Raw genomic sequence first — 17567 nt, 5'->3', positions numbered from 1 at the left:
ATGATTTAATTGACGCAAATGACTAAAAGAGAGAGGGTTATGGCTACTCTGAGAGGAGAAAAAACAGATAGACCTCCTATCACAGCTTATAGACACTTTCCAAAAGTTGAAAGAGAACCTAAAGATTTGGCAAATATAATGCTAAAGTGGCAAAAAGATTATGATTGGGATATCGTAAAAGTTCATCCATCGGCTGTTTATATGCAAGAGGCTTATGGAGATAAGATCGATTATGTGAATTATGAACAAGAAATTTTTCCGACAAAATTAAGTTCAGCTGCAAGGGGTTATGATCTTAGTGTATTTAAGATTTTAGATATGACTAATCAAGTTTTAAAGGATCATGTTGAAGCTATCAAATACATAAGGGATGGATTGGATGAAGATGTGCCTATCCTTCAAACTGTTTTCACACCTTTACAAATTATAAGTGGAGTTTTTGATCTTCCTTTCGTTAGAAGACATTTTCCAGCAGCTAGAGAAGAAAATCCAATTTTCAAGATAATGGAAGAACATGAAGAAGAACTTTTAAAAGCGCTTGATAATATAACAGAAACGTATATAAATTATTGGAAGGCTTTAAAAGAGGTTGGATGTGATGGATTCTTCCTTGCTGGCATTTCATGGGCTAGAACAGACTATATGAAGTTTGAAGAATGGGAAAAGTTTGTAAAGAGATTTGACGTTAAATTTTCTAAAGCTGTTAAAGCTGATGGCGGAATAATTATGTATCATACATGTGGTATTAAGTCTAATCCTGATAGATTCAAGGATTTTCCTATAGACATTCTTCATTGGGACCAAGGTGCAGAGGACAACCCTTCAATAAAAGAAGCATCAGCTTATCTTGGCAAAATAACACCTATGGGTGGCGTTGATGAGATGATTTTTGGAAATAATGCAGAAGAAGAAATAGCTAGACAAGCTAAAAAAGCTATAGAAGAAAATAAGGATATACCTTTCATTTTAGCACCATATTGTTCAGTTTCTATACATTCAACAGACGCTGAAATGAGAGCTTTTAGAGATTCAGTAGAAAAGTAAAAATTAGGAGGAAAACATGACAACTCAAGCGACAATAACTTGTATCGTATTTGTTGCAACTATGATTTTATTAATATGGCAACCCATACACCCTATTATAATAGGAGCGTTGGTGCCTTCAGTTTTGGCATCTTTTAAAATTATAGAAGCAAAATCAGCATATATGGAATTTGCGAACACTACAGTAGTATTCTTCTTAGGACTATGTGTAGTTGGAGAAGCCTTCTTCAAAACAGGGCTTGCAGATTACATTGGAGGAAAAATAATTGGACTAATAGGTGGTACTGAAAAGGGACTTATAGTTGGAACTGGTCTTGTAGCTGGCGGACTCTCCGCTTTTCTAAATGATACAGGCTCAACAGCATGCCTAATGCCTATAGTTAGTTCAATGTCTGAAAAGGCAAAAGTAAACAAGTCTAAACTTTTAATGGCACTTGCTTATTTTGCATCTCTTGGCGGAACAATTACTTTAATAGGAACAACGCCCCATATAGTGGCAAATGGTATACTTGCTGATATGAAATTAAGAGAATTTACATTCTTTGAATATGCAAAGATAGGTCTTCCCCTTCTTGTTGCAGGTATTATTTATATGATATTCATAGGAACAAAGCTTTTGCCTGTAAAAGAAATAGACATGGGAGAAGTTAAAGAACCGGTTTACAACAAAAGCAAAATGGTAATAATAGCTCTTATATTTCTAGGAGTAGTTTTGTGTATGGCAACTAAGGTTATACCAATGCATGTTGCTGGTGTTTTCGGAGCAATTTTGGCTGTTTTGACAGGATGTATAGATGTAAAAGATGCTGTCAAGTCGTTTTCGGCTACTACAATATTCTTAGTAGGAGGAATTTTCCCTCTAAGTAAAGCTTTGGTATCTACTGGCGCAGCAGAATACTTTGTAAATAAATTAAGTCCTATTTTATCAGGAATGCCTCCAGTTGTAGTTATTGGTGGAATAGCGCTTTTGATGCTTGTAGCTACTCAATTTTTGCTTAATTCTTCAGCAACAGTTTTGATTCTTCCTGTAAGCATTTTAATTTGTCAAGCTAGTGGAATTAATCCATTGGCGGGTGCTATGGCTGTATCAGTATGTGCTTCAGGTGTATTCACTACACCATTTGGAACAGGACCGAACTTATTGGTTTGGGAAGCTGGCGGATACACAATGAGAGACTATATTAAGTGTGGATTCCCACTGCTTATAGTATTTTGGCTAGTTACAACTGCCCTCTGTTCAGTATTTTATCTATAAAAATAAATATATAAATTATTTGAACGGAATGGGAGGAAATTGTGGATTATAAAGAATATTTAAAACAAGAACTTATAACAGCGTTTGGATGCACGGAGCCAATAGCAATAGCATATGCTTCAGCTAAGGCTTCTGAAGTGCTTGGAGCTAAACCTGAAAAATTAGAAGGAATTTTTTCGGGGAATATTATAAAAAATGCTCACAGCATAACAGTTCCTGGTACTGATGGAAGAAAAGGAATTGAAATATCAATAGTTGCTGGTGCTTTTTTAGGGAATGCAGACAAGAAACTAGAAGTTTTGGCGGATATTGATAAGTCTAAACTTAAAGAATGCGATCAATTTATAAAAGAAGGAAGTGTAAGTGTAGAATTAAAACCTAATACTGCAAACTTATATATAGAGATAATCGCTAAAAAAGGTAAGGACGAGTCTAGAGTAATAATAAAAGACGATCATACTAATATAGTATTGATTGAAAAAAATTCTGAAGTGATTTTCGAAAAGTCTGTAGGCACTGAAGAAGATAAGAAGGTCGATTTTTCGTTTGAAAAAATATATGAATTTTCAAAAAGTTGTGATTATACTGATATAAAGGACATTTTCGATAAAGAAATTGAGTACAACTATGCCATAGCTAAAGAAGGAATAACCAATAATTGGGGTTCTAACATAGGCAAAATCATATTAGAAAACTCTAATGGTGATTATTTTGAAAGTTTGACAGCTTATGCAAGTGCTGGCTCGGATGCTAGAATGAGTGGAGCTGAGAATCCAGTTGTTATAAACTCCGGTAGTGGAAATCAAGGAATAACTTTGTCTGTACCGATAATAAAATATGCGCTAGATAATAAAGTCGACAGAGATACTCTATATAGAGCTTTAATATTTGGAAATTTAATCGGATTATATTTAAAACAAGGCATAGGAAAGTTGTCTGCTTATTGTGGAGTTGTTTCGGCGGCCTCGGCATCCATATGTGGGATTGCTTATATGGAAGGTAAACCACTAGAGACAATAAAGGAAACTATATCTAATGCTCTAGCTGTAAATTCTGGACTTATATGTGATGGTGCCAAGGCTTCTTGCGCAATGAAAATAGCATCGTCTTTGAGAAATGCTTTCCTTGCATACAGACAAGCCTTATCAAATAATTCATTCCATTCAGGAGATGGAATAGTAAAAGATGACATTGAAAAAACGATAGATACAGTAGGCCATATTGCTAGGTATGGTATGAAAAAAACTGATGAAGTTGTTTTAAATGAAATGATAGAAAATAGAAACTATCTAAAAGAATTTGAATAAAAAATCCCGGGATTTGGATTCCCGGGATTTTTTTATTTTTTCAACTCCTAAATAAAATTATACTTTTCAAATTTACTTATTATTTTTTTTAAAAATTTTCATATTAAGGATAAGTGTTCCTATTATAACTAAAGCCAAACCTATGAAAAGTAAAAAAGTAAACTTTTCTTTCAAGAATATTATCGAAAGAATTGTTCCGAATATTGGAATAAATAATTTATAAATTCCAAACTCTCCAGCACTATGATATTGAAGTATTATAGTCCAAAGAGAAAAAGCGGTGGCTGATATGAAGGCGCCATAGGCTATCATGATAAAGGCTAGGGGACTTATGTTGAAGGCGGATTTTTTTAAGAAAAGGCCTCCCAAAATAAGGACTAAACCGCCTAGGGCGAATTGACTTCCTGTTAAGAGGAAGGGGTCTTGATTTCTTCCTCTTAGTCTAACGAGTATGGTTGCAAGGGCATTGAAGAAGGTGGCTATTAGGATGAAGCCTTCTCCTTTTAGGCTTATTCCTCCGCTAGCATCGCCTTTTAAGTTTGTGACTAGAATGCCTGCTGTTCCTATGATGACAGCTAGTACTTTGTTTAGGTTTAGTTTGTCGCCGGGGACAAGGGCCGCTGCCATGATGACGATTAAAAATGAGCCAAAGGCTTGGATTATTGAGGCTTTTACTCCGTGAGTGTTGGAGAGTCCTATATAGTAGAAAAAGTACTGAAAAGTAGTTTGAACTAGGGATAGAATTATGACAAATTTCAAGTTAAATTTAGAAAATTTGCCCTCCTTGGTCTTGAAGAATTGATGATAAAAAAGGGCTAAGATTCCTGCTGCGAGAAATCTCACTCCTGCTATCAAAATCTTTAGGCCGAAGTCATCACTTGGCACTTGCATTACCTTATAGGTCGTCTTGATAAGGGGGATTGCAGACCCCCAAAGCAGCATTGCAAATAATGAAAGTATTATTGCATTTTTTTTATTTTTAAATATTTTTTCCATGTATATAGCTTATCAGAAAAGCGGTTATTTTACTAGTTTTTACGCTGGAAATGATTTTTTCTCGGGGCTTATTTTCTTGTGTTTTTAAGTTTAAAATTTTAATTTTTTAATTGAAATCATCGTTGAATTTGGCAAAGATACTGATATAGTAAGTATTATATGATTATATATTTGTACTGAAGGGGGGTTGCAGATTTGGAGCTTGATAAGATGGTTTTGGATGAGGAGCTGGAGTGTGCTTTGGAGATTGGGGCGCAGATGTTGAAGTCTGGAGCTGAGATAAGTCGGGTTGAGGATACTATTGAAAGGATATGTAGAAGCTTTGGGGCTTTTGAAGCTGATGTGTTTGCCACTCCTTCTCTTATTGTAGCCAATTTGAGAACTGAGTCTGGATTAAATGTCACTCAGGCTAGGCGTATCAAGGGCGTGTCTTATAATTTGGAGGCTCTTTCTGAGTACAATGACTTATCCAGGACTATTTGCCGGTCTAATTTGAAGGTGGATGAGGTCAAAAAGAGAATAGAAAAGATAAAGAAAACGGCTGGTGTAAGTTTTCCTCTGGTTGTTTTTTCCTATACGTTAACTTCTGCAACTTTTACTGTATTTTTTGGTGGAGGGGCTTATGCCGCTTTTATATCTGCCCTTATTGGTTTTATAATGTGTTTTGTGGAGAAAGGATTAAAGACTGCAAGGATAAATAGGTTTGTGGTCATTATTGCCTGTGGATTTACTATATCATCTCTTTCTAAGATGGCTGCTTTTTTGGGGCTAGCCCAATCAAGAGGTGTGATCAGCATGGGGGTTACCATGGTTTTGATTTCTGGTCTGCTTTTTACTAATTCTATCAGGGATATGTTTATGGATAATATTTTGTCTGGGGCTATGAAGTGCATAGAGGCTCTTTTTATAGCTCTTGCCATTTATATAGGATTTGCCTTATCTGTTATGGTCATGGGAGGTTGAGAGTGAAGGAAGTAGTACAAATAATGGCTGCCTTTATGGGTTCTTTTGCCTATGCCATTCTTTTTAACATAAGAGGAAAAAAGATGCTCTGGGCATCTGTGGGCGGCATGATAACTTGGTCGATTTATATATTGGTAGGGCTTTGGACTTTGAATGAATACTATAAATATTTTTTAGCGTCCTTGTTTTTAGGTGCTTATTCGCAAGTTGTAGCTAGAACGACTAAGACTCCTGCGACTGTCTACCTGACAATAGGTTCTATTCCCCTTGTGCCGGGGAGGGCTCTTTTTATGACTATGGAGTCCTTGTTTGCAAAAAATCTACACGCAGCCTTCACTTACGGCTCTACTGTTGTAAACATAGCTATCGCCATTACTGGTGGGATGGTCTTGGAAATAGTGTTTACAAACTTGTATGATTTTTATAAGAAGAGTAAGAACAAGGTGTCGCTTTCTAAAAGGCTCTAAAAATTTTGGAGCCTTTTTATTGTGAGTGTTTTAAATTATAATAAAATTGAGGTGAGGGCTTATGCTAGAGGCTAATATATATGGAATTAATAGATCTCTTATTCCGAGGCTATCCAATCTTGAAAAGGCGTGGAAGGTGGACACCAGCCTTCCTATTTTAGATAATGAAATTCTAATAGAAGTGAGTGTTTTAAATTTGAATAAGGCTAGCTTTGAACAGATTTATGAGACTGCAAGAGGAAATAGGCAGACTATGGCAGAGCTTATTTTAAACATAGTAAGAGAAAGAGGAAAGCTACATAATCCAGTTACTGGAACTGGAGGGATGTTTGAGGGTCTTGTAATGGAAATGGGCGCTTCTTATAAAAAGTCGTCAAAATTAAAGGTTGGCGACAGGGTAATAAGTCTTGTGTCTCTTATAGCAACTCCTATCATAATAGACGAAATAAAGTACATAGATTTTGAATATGGTCAAGTTTTTGTAAAAGGCAAGGCCATCCTATTTAAAAATTCTCCGATAATAAAAAGTCCAGACAAGCTTCCACTAAAAATTACTTTGGCGGCCTTGGACATAGCTGGCACACCTGCGACTGTAAATCGTCTTGTAAAAAAAGACCAAAAGGTCTTGGTTATAGGAGCTGATAACAGGGGAGGTTTTCTCTCGGCAATAGCTGCCAGAAAAAAACTAGAAAATACTGGAAGACTAGATGGTTTTGTTTTGGGTAACAGCCTTAATAAGAGCACCTACAAGGATATATTTACTCATTTGAGCAAGTTGGACTTGCTTGATGTGAGAAATTTATTTAAAAACCCCAACTTTGAGTCAAATTATTACGATGTGATTATAGACTCGACATCTCTTTCTAGTATGAGTTTGGTTGATAGTCTTCTTGTAAAAAACAAGGGCAAAATCTTCTTGCCAGAGCCGGGGACCAAGGCCTTTGATATAAGCTACAACACCGAGTCCATGGGCAAGGAAGTAGAAATAATATCTTACAGAGGCTATTTGGAAAATCATACAGACTTCACTTTGGAGCTTTTGAAAGAAAATGAGGCCTACTTAGATTTATTTGAAAGTTTCAGCTTGGTAAATTTAGCGGAAAGAGAAACAGAAGATGAGCCCCATGAGATGATTTGCCTTCCTGATGACAAGGGTGTCTTAAAAAATTTTATAATGAAAAGTCCTCTTATAAGAAAAACGGTTCAAAGTGCCATAAAAGTTTCTAAATTTGACTGCACAGTCTTGATAACGGGCGAATCGGGAACTGGAAAGGAAATGATAGCAAAAATAATCTATTCCCATTCGAAGAGAGTAAACTCGCCCTATGTGAGATTAAATTGTGCCGCTATACCATCAAATCTTCTTGAATCTGAACTGTTCGGATACGAGAAAGGAGCCTTCACAGGAGCTCAAGCAGGTGGCAAGACGGGGCTTTGGGAGATGGCAAAGGGAGGCATAATTTTGCTTGATGAAATAGGAGAGCTGCCTCTTATGCTTCAAGCTAAACTTTTAAGAGTGCTGCAAGAAAATGAGTTTTATAGAGTCGGGGGTACTAGTCCCATAGAAAGTGATGTAAGAGTGCTTGCCATAACAAATAAAAATCTAATCAAGATGGTGGAAAAGGGAAGATTTAGAGAAGACCTCTATTACAGGCTAAACGTCTTTCCCATATATGTTCCTCCTCTCAGATATAGAAAAGAAGATATCAGAGATTTGATTGGAGTCTTTGTAAATGCTTACAACAAAAAATTTTCTCTAGAAAAAAGAGTAGACCCAGAAGTCATAAAGAGAATGGAAGAATATAATTGGAAGGGCAATATAAGAGAGTTGGAAAATTTTGTCCAAAGACTCTTAATTGAATCAAACAAAAATGTAATAGGTTTAGAAGTATTAGATAGATGTATAAATGGTGGTGTCATAGCAAGCAAGGAAGACTTTGTAAAAGACAAGATAAGACCAGATCAAGACTATAAAAGCTATATGGAAGAAGCGGAAAAATCACTGCTTTTGTCTTTGAGAAAAGAAGGACTAACGACCAGACAGATGGCAAGTAGATTGAATATATCCCAGGCCTCTGTATCCAGAAAAATAAATAAATTTGAAATAGAGTGAGTCGAAAAAATCGACTCATTTTTAATGTATAGATACATAAATGAATAGAAATCATTTTCCTGATACAAAAACTAATCAAAACTTATTCCACAAAAAACAAAGAATGTGTAAAACTTAACATTCGCCTATAAAAATATCTTGGCACGATACTTGCTTATATATAAAGGCAGAAAGATATTAACTTTTCTGAATTTTATAATTATATAGGAGGGAGGTAATTATGAAAAAGGAATCTCTAATAAGACTTAGGATGAGTCAGGCAGATGCTCACTATGGCGGAGATCTGGTAGACGGAGCGAGAATGTTGCAACTTTTTGGAGATGTGGCAACTGAGCTTCTGATACAAAATGACGGAGATGAGGGCTTATTCCTAAATTATGACAAGGTGGAATTTTTGGCTCCGGTCTACGCAGGTGATTACATAGAAGCTATTGGCCATATAACTGAAGTTGGAAATACGTCAAGAAAGATGGTCTTTGAAGCGAAAAAGGTAATTGTGCCAAGAAGGGACATAAACGACTCGGCTTGTGATGTGCTAGAAGAACCTATTGTAGTTACAAGAGCAAGTGGAATTTGCGTTGTAAAAAAAGAAAATCAAAGAAAGTGAGGTCCGGGAGATTATTTATGGAAAAGCTAATTATTACTTGTGCCATTTGTGGGGCAGAGGTAACAAAAGAAAATAATCCCGCCGTGCCTTATACAGTAGAAGAAATTGCTCGTGAGGCTTACTTGGCCTACAAAGAGGGAGCTGCCATAATCCATCTTCATGTGAGAGAGGATGATGGTACACCCACTCAAGACAAGCAAAGATATAAGATTTGCATTGATGCTATAAGAGAAAAGTGTCCAGATGTCATAATACAAGTCTCCACAGGAGGAGCGACCGGAATGAGCGATGAGGAAAGGCTTGAGGTTTGCGAACTAAATCCAGAGATGGCAACTCTAGATTGTGGTACTTGTAATTTTGGCGGAGATGAAATTTTCGTAAACACAGAAACTACTATAAAAAATTTTGCAACTGTAATGAACAAGTTGAACATAAAACCAGAAATTGAAGTTTTTGACAAGGGTATGGTAGATTATGCCATCCTCTACAACAAGCAGGGCTTTTTAAAATCGCCCATGCATTTTGACTTTGTATTAGGTGTTCAAATGACAGCAACTGCAAGAGACCTCGCTTTTATGGTGGACTCCATACCTGAAGGCTCCACATGGACAGTGGCAGGCATGGGAAAAAATGAAATGCCTATGGCAATGATGGGAATAGCCATGGGAGGTCATGTGAGAGTCGGCTTTGAAGATAATGTGTATTTGAAAAAGGGTGTTCTTGCAAAAAGCAATGGAGAACTTGTAAGGAAAGTTGTTGATATGGCAAATCTCTTGGGAAGAGAGGTTGCCAGTCCGAATGAAGCTAGAAAGATTTTGAATATAAAAAAAGAAGGGTGAATTAAATGAGAAAATCGTACATAAGGTATATTACTATATTTTTGACACTAGTAATGATAATGGGACTTTTCGGATGTGGACGTCCATCATCTAAATCGGCAGAAGGAAATAACAAAAAGACAGAAGCGAAGGCTTCAAGTGATGAGCCAATCATGGTAAAAATCGGTCACACAGACTCATCATCAAGATCTACTCACCTTGCAGCTGTGGAACTTGGAAAGTTCTTAGAAGAAAAGGCGCCCGGCAAATTTAAGGTAGAGGTTTATCCCGATGGACAATTAGGAGACTCACCAGATTTATTTGCAGGAGTTAAACTTGGCACAATGCAAGTTGCTTTTGACCTTTCAAGTGTTGTATCTTCAGCGGCTGGAGATGGAGCGAGTGTTATAGACCTTCCTTACCTATATCCTACTTATGAAGACTGGATTGAAGGAACTTTCAAAAATGGAGGACTTGAAGCTTACAACAAGACTCTTGAAGATGCTGGATACTACTGCTTAGATATGTTCTACAATGGTATGAGACAAGTTATTTCTGCAAAAGGAAATTATCACAATTCAGCAGATTTAAAGGGACAAAAGATTAGAATTGCTCAAACTGAATTAAACATCGAAATGTGGAAGGCTATGGGAGCAAACCCAACACCTATGGCATGGGGAGAAGTAATAACATCTCTATCTCAAGGTACAGTAGATGCTCTTGACCACTCACTAGGAGTATTTAATGACTTCAATCTTCACGAAATTGCACCTTATATAACTCTAACTAATCACGCATCTTCGCCTTTCCCTCTTATCTGTTCAAAAGAGTGGATAGATTCTATGCCTGAAGCTGAAAAGAAAATTTTCATGGAAGGTGTCAAGATGGTAGCTGAAAAACAACGTGCAGAAGAAAGAGCTAATGAAGAAGGCTATATAGAAAGATTTAAGAAAGAGGGAGCTACTGTAGAAGAGCTTACTAAAGAAGAAGTTGCGGCTTTTAGAGAAGCTGTACAACCTGTATATGATAGCCTAAGAGCCAAAGTTGGCGACGAAGTAATGGACATGTTTTTGAACACTGTTCCTAAGAAATAAGAGGTCCGGCTAAGGCCGGCTCTCTTTATAAATTGAGGAGTGCAAAATGAGGAAAAAGTTAATAAACTTCCTCGATCAAGTTGAAAATATAGTTCTAGTTGGCATGTTTGTGGCGATGGTTTTGGTTATATTTTTTCAAGTAATAATGAGGTATGTGTTTCACAATTCCTCATCTTGGTCTGAGGAGCTTGGTAAATTTATATTTGTTTGGATTTCCTGGCTGGGTATTCTTATTGGGCAAAAGAAAAATGAACACATAAAGATTACCTTAGTAGTGGATAGACTTCCCCAAAGAGGTAAACATTTTTTAAATCTTTTATCTGATCTTATTGTTGTGGGGATTTGTTTTGTAACTGCTTACTATGGGTTTTTCTTGGTTAAAACTCAAGCTTCGACAAGGTATGCAGGTATAAAGATTTCAATGAGCTGGGGGTATCTTGCTGTTGCAATAGGATGTTCTCTTATGGTTTTAAGATGTCTTTTGACTTCTTATGGGCATTTGAAGGCTATGATAAAGGCAAAAGAGGTGTAGTATGGCAGTAGGATCATTATTTATTATATTATTTGTAATGCTTATGATTGGCGTGCCGGTTGGATTTGCAATTGGTGGAGCCACCATGATTTCTATGTGGTTTTTCTCAGATCTCAACATGGTTGTCAATGCACAATATTGCTATTCGGGTATCTCATCTTTTACAGTAATGGCTATTCCATTTTTCATGTTGGCAGGCTCAATCATGTCAACAGGTGGAATTGCTAAAAGGATTGTAAGTTTTGCATCGGCTCTTATTGATTTTGTAACAGGGGCCCTTGGTTGTGTAACTCTTTTATCGTGTATGTTTTTCGGAGCTCTTTGTGGATCTGGAATGGCTACTACATCAGCTATTGGTGGAATGATGATTCCAGAGATGACCAAAAAAGGTTATCCGTCTGAATATGCGGCCACGATAGTTTGCTTTGGAGGTATAATAGGACCTATAATTCCTCCTTCTTTATCGTTTGTATTGTACGGAGCGGCGACAGGAGTTTCTGTGCCTCAACTTTTCTTGGCAGGAGTGCTTCCCGGAATCCTGCTTGGCCTTGTATTTATAATTTTAAATATAGCCACTTGTAAAAAACGTGGCATAGATGTCAAATCATCACATGAAAGTTTAATAGATGGAGAAGTTAAAAAAGTCCCAGCTGGTCAAGCTATGAAGGCTAGAGCCAAAAAAGTTTGGATAAGCTTTAAAGAGGGAATATGGGCTTTACTATCACCTCTTATTATCTTGGGTGGCATCTATTCGGGAGTTTTTACCCCGACAGAAGCTGCTTGTGTTTCTGTAATATATTCGGCTCTTGTGAGCTTGCTAGTTTACAGAGATATGAAGCTAAAAGATCTTTACTATGTTGTCTTGGACTCGGCTGTTCTAAATGGGGTAACATCTTTCTTGCTTGGTTATTCAACAGTATTTTCTACCTTTATGACCTTCGAGAAAGTGCCACAGATGATAACTGTATTTTTGACAAATGTGTCGGACAATCCTTTGGTTGTTCTATTATTTATAAACTTGATACTACTTTTGGTAGGACTTTTCCTAGACACAGTTCCTGCCATAATAGTAATGGCACCCATGCTGCTGCCAACAGTGAAGGCTCTTGGCATAAATCCAATTCACTTTGGTGTAGTTATGGCTGTTAACCTTGCGATAGGTTTGTGTACACCTCCTTATGGTTGCAATCTCTTTGTTGGGGCAGCGGTTGCCAAGATAAAATTGGAAGCCATGTTTAAGGACATAGCGCCTTATTTTGCGGCAGCTATAATAGCCTTGGCAATAATCACATATGTGCCATGGATATCGTTGGCTCTCCTATAATTTAATATAAATCCGACAGAAGAGAAGTCTTATGGCTTCTCTTTTGTTGCGGGAAAATTTAAGCCTACATATGATTTGCGAGTTTTTTAAGTATGATATCAAAAAATGAATCTTGTAATTATGGATATAATATTGTTTCAACTTGATATAAAATTTAGAAAAAATATCTTATAATATGAGCAGGAGGAGAATATGTTAATTTTAAAAGCTATAATACTTGGAATAATTGAGGGAATCACAGAGTTTTTGCCGATTTCTTCAACTGGTCATTTGATAATTGCAAATAATTTTGTGGGCTTTCCGTCTGCTAGATTCGAAAATGCTTTCAACATAATTATTCAACTTGGAGCCATTCTCTCGGTGGTTTTTATATATTTTGATAAACTAAACCCCTTTTCTTTGAAAAGGATTGAAAAGAGAGAGGAGATTTGCACAGCTAAACTTTCTTTTAAAGAAAAATTTAAACTAGCTCTTAAAGCCTATGATAAAAGGACTATGAGTTTATGGATTAAGATTATCGTGGGAGTTTTGCCTGCTATGATTTTGGGGCTACTTTTAGATGACTATATAGATGCCCACTTTTTCTCTACGAAAGTTGTTGCAATAAATCTCATTTTTTACGGACTCATAATAATTTGGATTGAAAGCTCTTTTAAAAAGAAGGCCAAATTCAAAACTGTATATGATGTTGGATTTTCGACCTGCTTTTTAATTGGACTTTTTCAATGTCTAGCCATGATACCAGGCACATCGAGATCTGCTGCTACTATAATTGGAGCCATGCTTCTTGGCCTATCGAGAACAGCTGCTGCTGAATTTTCGTTTTTCTTGGCAATTCCAACTATGCTGGGAGCGACTCTTTTAAAAATGTTAAAACTTGGTTCTAGTTTTTCGACTTACCAATTTTTTATAATTTTTATAGGCGGCTTAGTCTCTTTTATAGTTGCCCTTGTCGTTATTAGATCGTTTATGAGGTTTGTAAAAAGACATTCATTCAAACCCTTTGGATATTATAGGATTTTATTGGGCTTGCTCTTGTTTGTTCTTATGTTAATGGGAGTGATTTGATGAAGATAAAAATTGGGCTCGTTCAAAATGCGCCGGGCGATGATTTTTATAAAAATGTCGAAAGGGTGCTTGCTCTTTCTGAAAAGCTTCTCGATGAAGGGGCAGAGGTCTTGGTATTGCCAGAGCTTTTCACCTGCCCTATGAGAAGGAGATTTTTTAAAGAATTTGAAGAAGAAAAAGAGGGTTACACTTATAAAAAGTTAAAGGATTTGGCAAAAAGAAGGGGAGCTTATATAGTTGCAGGCTCGCTTCCAATAAAAGATGGAGAAAATCGCTACAATAGGACCTATGTATTTTCAGATGAGGGTCGTGAGATTTTTTCTTATGACAAGACTTATCTTGCAGATATCTTGGTTAAGGAAGGTCTTTATTCAAACGAGTCTGAAATTTTTTCGAATGGTAAGTCCTTGGGTATTTTTGATTTAAAGGGGATAAAGGCGTCTGTGCTTATCTGCTATGATTTGAGATTTCCAGAACTTTTTTCTCAGCTAAAAAGAAGGGGCGTGCAAGTGATTTTTATGCCAGTTGGCTTTGCGGACTTAAATGGCAAGAATCATTACAGGCAACTTTTAAAGGCTAGGGCCTTGGACTATGGAATATTTACTGTGTCAGTAAATCAGGCAAAGGATGATGGCCTTAACAAATACATCTATGGCTCTTCCGCTTCGTATGGGCCTTATGGAGATGAGTTAATATCTTTTTCTCAAGCAGAAACTTGCGGGATTTTAGAGCTGGATACAGATGAAATAGCAGCTGCAGAAGAAAAACTCGGTTTGGATAAAGCGAGAGATATCCTGAAAAAAAGATAGATTTTAGATTAAAATATAAAATATGTAAATAAAAAGACCCCAAAGCAAAATTTTAATTATGCTCTGAGGTCTTTTTTGTCCTAAAATTTAATACTATCTTCTTTTTAAGGCGCCCAGAAGTCCTCTTGCTATTTCTCTTCCTATTGTCCTTGTCATGGAGCCTAAAATAGAGTCTAAGCTCTTTTCCAAGTAAGTTTTTTTGTTGGAGGAAGATTTAAAATGCTTGTCTACTTTCTCATCTAGAGTTTTCTCTTTTAAAATAGTTCTTTCTTTTAAAATTTCATATGCCGATTCTCTGTCGATGGGGGTTTTGTATTTGTGATAATAGGTTGAATTTTCAAGTAGACTCTTGATTTCATCAGAAGAAAGAGGTTCAAAGCTCGACTCTGGTGGTCTTATCAGAGCTTTTTCAACAGGGCGTGGACTTCCGTCTTCGTCCAAAAAAGAGACCAGAGCCTCGCCTGTTTTGAGATTTAAAATCTCGTCTTCAACCTTAAAGCCCTCTTTAGGTCTAAATGTTTTAGATATCTTCCTGACAGCTTCGAGTTCTTTTGGTGAGAAGGCCCTTAGCTGATGAACGATTCTATTGCCGAGTTGATTTAGCACTTCTTCGTCTATATCCAGAGGATTTTGTGTTATGAAAAATATGCCGACTCCCTTGGATCTTATGAGTTTTACAACTTGTCTTATTTTTTCTAGTAGCTCCTTGGGGGCCTTGTCGAAAAGCAGATGAGCCTCATCAAAGAAAAATACACATTTGGGTTTTTCTGGATTGCCAACTTCCGGCAAAGCCTCGAAAAGTTCACTCAAAAGCCACAACAAAAAGATGGAATAGATTTTTGGCGAGTTGATAAGTTTTTTAGCATTTATTATGTTTACTTGCCCCATGCCAGATGGACTTGTTTTTAGAAAGTCCTCGATACTTATAGCGGGTTCTTGAAAAAACTCGTTTCCGCCTTCGCCTTCTAGCACCAAGAGTTTTCTTTGGATGGCAGAGATGGATTGGCTAGAGATTAAGCCGAATTCTTCCGAAAGACTCTTCTTATTTTCTGCTATGTAATTTAAGAGAGCTTTTAAATCTTTCAAATCCAAAAGCAAAAGACCGTTTTGATCTGCAAATCTAAATGCCAAATTTAAAATGCCTTCTTGAGTTTCATTCAAGTCCAAGATTCGAGCCAAGAGGACAGGCCCCATTTGAGATAGGGTTATTCTAAGACTTGCGCCTTGCTTACCATACACATCCCAAAGCGTAAGAGGAAAGCCCCTAAAAGCGAAATCCTCAATCCCTATTTTTTCAATTCTTTCACTCACCTTGGAGTTTGCACTGCCGGGATTTGTAATATTTACAAGATCGCCTTTTACATCTGTTAGAATTGTGGGAACACCTATCGAAGAAAGATATTCGCATATGACCTTTAAACTTATTGTTTTACCGCTACCAGTTGCGCCAACTATAAGACCATGTTGGTTAAATTTATTGTTCAGCAAAAACACTTTTTGTGTGCCCTTGCCTACAAGCATTTTTTCCATACAACCTCCTTTATAAAAATTATATCATAGTAAGTTTTTTTAATTTCACTAAAATTTAATAAATCGAAAGACTTCATGTGATATAATTTTCTATTAGAAGATAATTACTATATATCCAAGCACCCACAAGGAGGCAGAGCGGATGGACGGAGTATTAGATACTCAAATTATAAAAATTTCTTCTATTAAAGAAGTTGAAAAAATAAAGAAGGCAGGAAGTTTTCTTGCAGAGGGCAAATTGGTTGTATTTCCTACTGAAACAGTCTATGGACTAGGCGCTGATGGCCTAAATAAAGAGGCTGTTGAAAAAATTTTTATAGCCAAGGGTAGGCCTCAAGATAATCCTCTCATACTACATATAGCTGACAGGGAGTCCTTAGAAAAATTCACCAAAAATATCCCGGCAGTTGCTTATGATTGCATGGAAATGTTTTGGCCGGGTCCTCTCACAATGATTTTGGAGAAAAAAGACCTAGTCCCCGATGCGACCTCGGCAGGACTTGATACTGTTGCAGTGAGGATGCCTTCTCATGAAATAGCAAGAGCAATTATAAAAGAGTCGGGCTGTGTTATAGCAGCTCCATCAGCAAATTTATCTGGAAGGCCATCGCCTACAAGAGTGGGCCATGTAATAGAAGATTTAAAGGGCAAGGTTGATATAATCGTAGATGGAGGGCCTGCAGAAGTTGGAATTGAATCTACAGTCCTAGATCTTACCGTAAATCCACCGACCATTCTAAGACCAGGCGGAGTCACTCTTGAAGATTTGAAAGTTTTGATTCCAGATGTGGAAGTAGACCACACCATTATAGATCCCTTGGATAAGTCTGTGCCAAAATCACCAGGACAAAAATACAAACACTACTCCCCAAAGGCTGAGGCTATTTTATTCGGAGGAAATCTTTCAAACGTAGTAAGAGAAATAAATAAAAGGCTGGCAGCTCAAGAAGGCAAAAAGACCGCTGTTTTGGCTACCGAGCAAACCCATAAAGACTATGTTGGAGTTGACCTTTTAATCAATTTAGGCTCTAGAGAAAATTTACAAGAGATTGCAAAAAATATATTTGATGCGCTTAGAAAATGCGACGAAGAAAATGTAGATATAATTTTTGTTGAAGGATACGACATAAGAGGAATTGGACAAGGTATAATGAACAGGCTTTTAAAGGCTTGTGCCGGTAGGATAGTTTTAGGACTTTAAGGAGAAATTATGAAAATATCAATGGGCTCAGATCATGCTGGTTTTGATTTGAGAAAGGAATTGGCAGATTATTTAAGAGAAAAGGGACACGATGTCATAGACTGTGGCCCCGATTCAAAAGAGTCGTGCGATTATCCCGACTTTGCGAAAAAAGCTGGAAGACTTTTACAAGAAAAAGAGGTTGACAGGACAATCTTAGTTTGTGGATCTGGCATAGGTATTTCCATAGCGGCCAACAAATTAAAAGGGATTAGGTGTGCTTTGTGTTCGGAGCCCTTGTCAGCCGAGCTTTCAAGAAGACACAATGATGCCAATGCCTTAGCTATGGGAGCAAGACTTATAGGATCTGATATGGCAAAAAAGATAGTGGATATTTTTTTGACGACTGATTTTGAAGGAGGTCGTCACAGTAGAAGAATAGAAAAAATAGAGGAGTGAA

Annotated in this window: 17 protein-coding genes; 15 read left to right on the top strand and 2 right to left on the bottom strand. The window is 36.9% G+C overall.

What is annotated here, in order from left to right; all coding sequences use genetic code 11:
- Positions 1 to 39: 39 nt before the first annotated feature.
- The 3 genes from LV469_06415 to LV469_06405 are packed head-to-tail and all read left to right on the top strand — an operon-like array spanning position 40 to position 3606.
- The gene (locus LV469_06415) at positions 40 to 1044 is read left to right on the top strand and encodes a uroporphyrinogen decarboxylase (protein ID UHR02275.1); all 1005 of its coding nucleotides are present in this window, start codon (positions 40 to 42) and stop codon (positions 1042 to 1044) included.
- A 16-nt stretch (positions 1045 to 1060) separates the two neighbouring features.
- Complete coding sequence (locus LV469_06410; protein ID UHR02274.1) at positions 1061 to 2299, top strand: SLC13 family permease; 1239 nt, start codon at positions 1061 to 1063, stop codon at positions 2297 to 2299.
- 41 nt (positions 2300 to 2340) lie between these two features.
- Complete coding sequence (locus tag LV469_06405) at positions 2341 to 3606, top strand: L-serine ammonia-lyase, iron-sulfur-dependent, subunit alpha (GenBank protein ID UHR02273.1); 1266 nt, start codon at positions 2341 to 2343, stop codon at positions 3604 to 3606.
- A gap of 72 nt (positions 3607 to 3678) precedes the next feature.
- Here the strand turns inward: LV469_06405 and LV469_06400 are convergent, their stop codons facing one another.
- Positions 3679 to 4602: a DMT family transporter gene (locus tag LV469_06400; protein UHR02272.1), complete on the bottom strand. Its 924-nt coding sequence runs from the start codon at positions 4600 to 4602 to the stop codon at positions 3679 to 3681.
- Between the two features lie 195 nt (positions 4603 to 4797).
- On the opposite strand from LV469_06400, the gene LV469_06395 reads away from it, so the two are divergent.
- The 10 genes from LV469_06395 (at position 4798) to LV469_06350 (ending at position 14397) form a co-directional block, all read left to right on the top strand.
- Positions 4798 to 5565 carry a threonine/serine exporter family protein gene (locus LV469_06395; protein UHR02271.1) on the top strand — a complete coding sequence of 256 codons (768 nt, stop codon included), beginning with the start codon at positions 4798 to 4800 and terminating at the stop codon, positions 5563 to 5565.
- A 2-nt stretch (positions 5566 to 5567) separates the two neighbouring features.
- Positions 5568 to 6032, top strand: coding sequence for a threonine/serine exporter family protein (locus LV469_06390; protein UHR02270.1), 465 nt, complete (start codon positions 5568 to 5570; stop codon positions 6030 to 6032).
- 61 nt (positions 6033 to 6093) lie between these two features.
- The gene (locus LV469_06385) at positions 6094 to 8145 is read left to right on the top strand and encodes a sigma 54-interacting transcriptional regulator (GenBank protein ID UHR02269.1); all 2052 of its coding nucleotides are present in this window, start codon (positions 6094 to 6096) and stop codon (positions 8143 to 8145) included.
- A 220-nt stretch (positions 8146 to 8365) separates the two neighbouring features.
- Positions 8366 to 8752, top strand: a complete 387-nt coding sequence (locus tag LV469_06380; protein UHR02268.1) for a 3-aminobutyryl-CoA ammonia lyase — start codon at positions 8366 to 8368, stop codon at positions 8750 to 8752.
- A gap of 17 nt (positions 8753 to 8769) precedes the next feature.
- Positions 8770 to 9591, top strand: coding sequence for a 3-keto-5-aminohexanoate cleavage protein (locus LV469_06375; GenBank protein UHR02267.1), 822 nt, complete (start codon positions 8770 to 8772; stop codon positions 9589 to 9591).
- A gap of 5 nt (positions 9592 to 9596) precedes the next feature.
- Positions 9597 to 10664, top strand: coding sequence for a TRAP transporter substrate-binding protein (locus tag LV469_06370; protein UHR02266.1), 1068 nt, complete (start codon positions 9597 to 9599; stop codon positions 10662 to 10664).
- Between the two features lie 46 nt (positions 10665 to 10710).
- Positions 10711 to 11196, top strand: coding sequence for a TRAP transporter small permease (locus tag LV469_06365; GenBank protein UHR02265.1), 486 nt, complete (start codon positions 10711 to 10713; stop codon positions 11194 to 11196).
- 1 nt (position 11197) lies between these two features.
- The gene (locus LV469_06360; GenBank protein ID UHR02264.1) at positions 11198 to 12520 is read left to right on the top strand and encodes a TRAP transporter large permease; all 1323 of its coding nucleotides are present in this window, start codon (positions 11198 to 11200) and stop codon (positions 12518 to 12520) included.
- A gap of 192 nt (positions 12521 to 12712) precedes the next feature.
- Positions 12713 to 13588, top strand: coding sequence for an undecaprenyl-diphosphate phosphatase (locus LV469_06355; protein UHR02263.1), 876 nt, complete (start codon positions 12713 to 12715; stop codon positions 13586 to 13588).
- Positions 13588 to 14397 (top strand): hypothetical protein, encoded by an 810-nt coding sequence (locus tag LV469_06350; protein UHR02262.1) that lies wholly within the window; start codon positions 13588 to 13590, stop codon positions 14395 to 14397. Before LV469_06355 ends, LV469_06350 begins: the two co-directional genes overlap by 1 nt.
- Positions 14398 to 14490: 93 nt before the next feature.
- Here LV469_06350 and LV469_06345 read toward each other — a convergent pair whose 3' ends face one another.
- Positions 14491 to 15927: a DUF853 domain-containing protein gene (locus tag LV469_06345; GenBank protein ID UHR02261.1), complete on the bottom strand. Its 1437-nt coding sequence runs from the start codon at positions 15925 to 15927 to the stop codon at positions 14491 to 14493.
- A gap of 142 nt (positions 15928 to 16069) precedes the next feature.
- Between LV469_06345 and LV469_06340 the strand changes: the two genes are divergently transcribed.
- Together LV469_06340 and rpiB are read left to right on the top strand one after the other, a co-directional pair.
- Entirely contained in the window at positions 16070 to 17128 is a 1059-nt protein-coding gene (locus LV469_06340) for a threonylcarbamoyl-AMP synthase (protein UHR02260.1), read from the top strand.
- A gap of 6 nt (positions 17129 to 17134) precedes the next feature.
- The gene (rpiB, locus tag LV469_06335) at positions 17135 to 17566 is read left to right on the top strand and encodes a ribose 5-phosphate isomerase B (protein ID UHR03596.1); all 432 of its coding nucleotides are present in this window, start codon (positions 17135 to 17137) and stop codon (positions 17564 to 17566) included.
- Position 17567: the final 1 nt, after the last annotated feature.

Origin of the sequence: Peptoniphilus sp. GNH, from assembly GCA_021307325.1 — a bacterium.
Taxonomy (GTDB): Bacteria; Bacillota; Clostridia; order Tissierellales; family Peptoniphilaceae; genus KA00134.
Note: the sequence above shows the minus strand (reverse complement) of the source record. Positions and strands in the feature narration are given on the sequence as shown.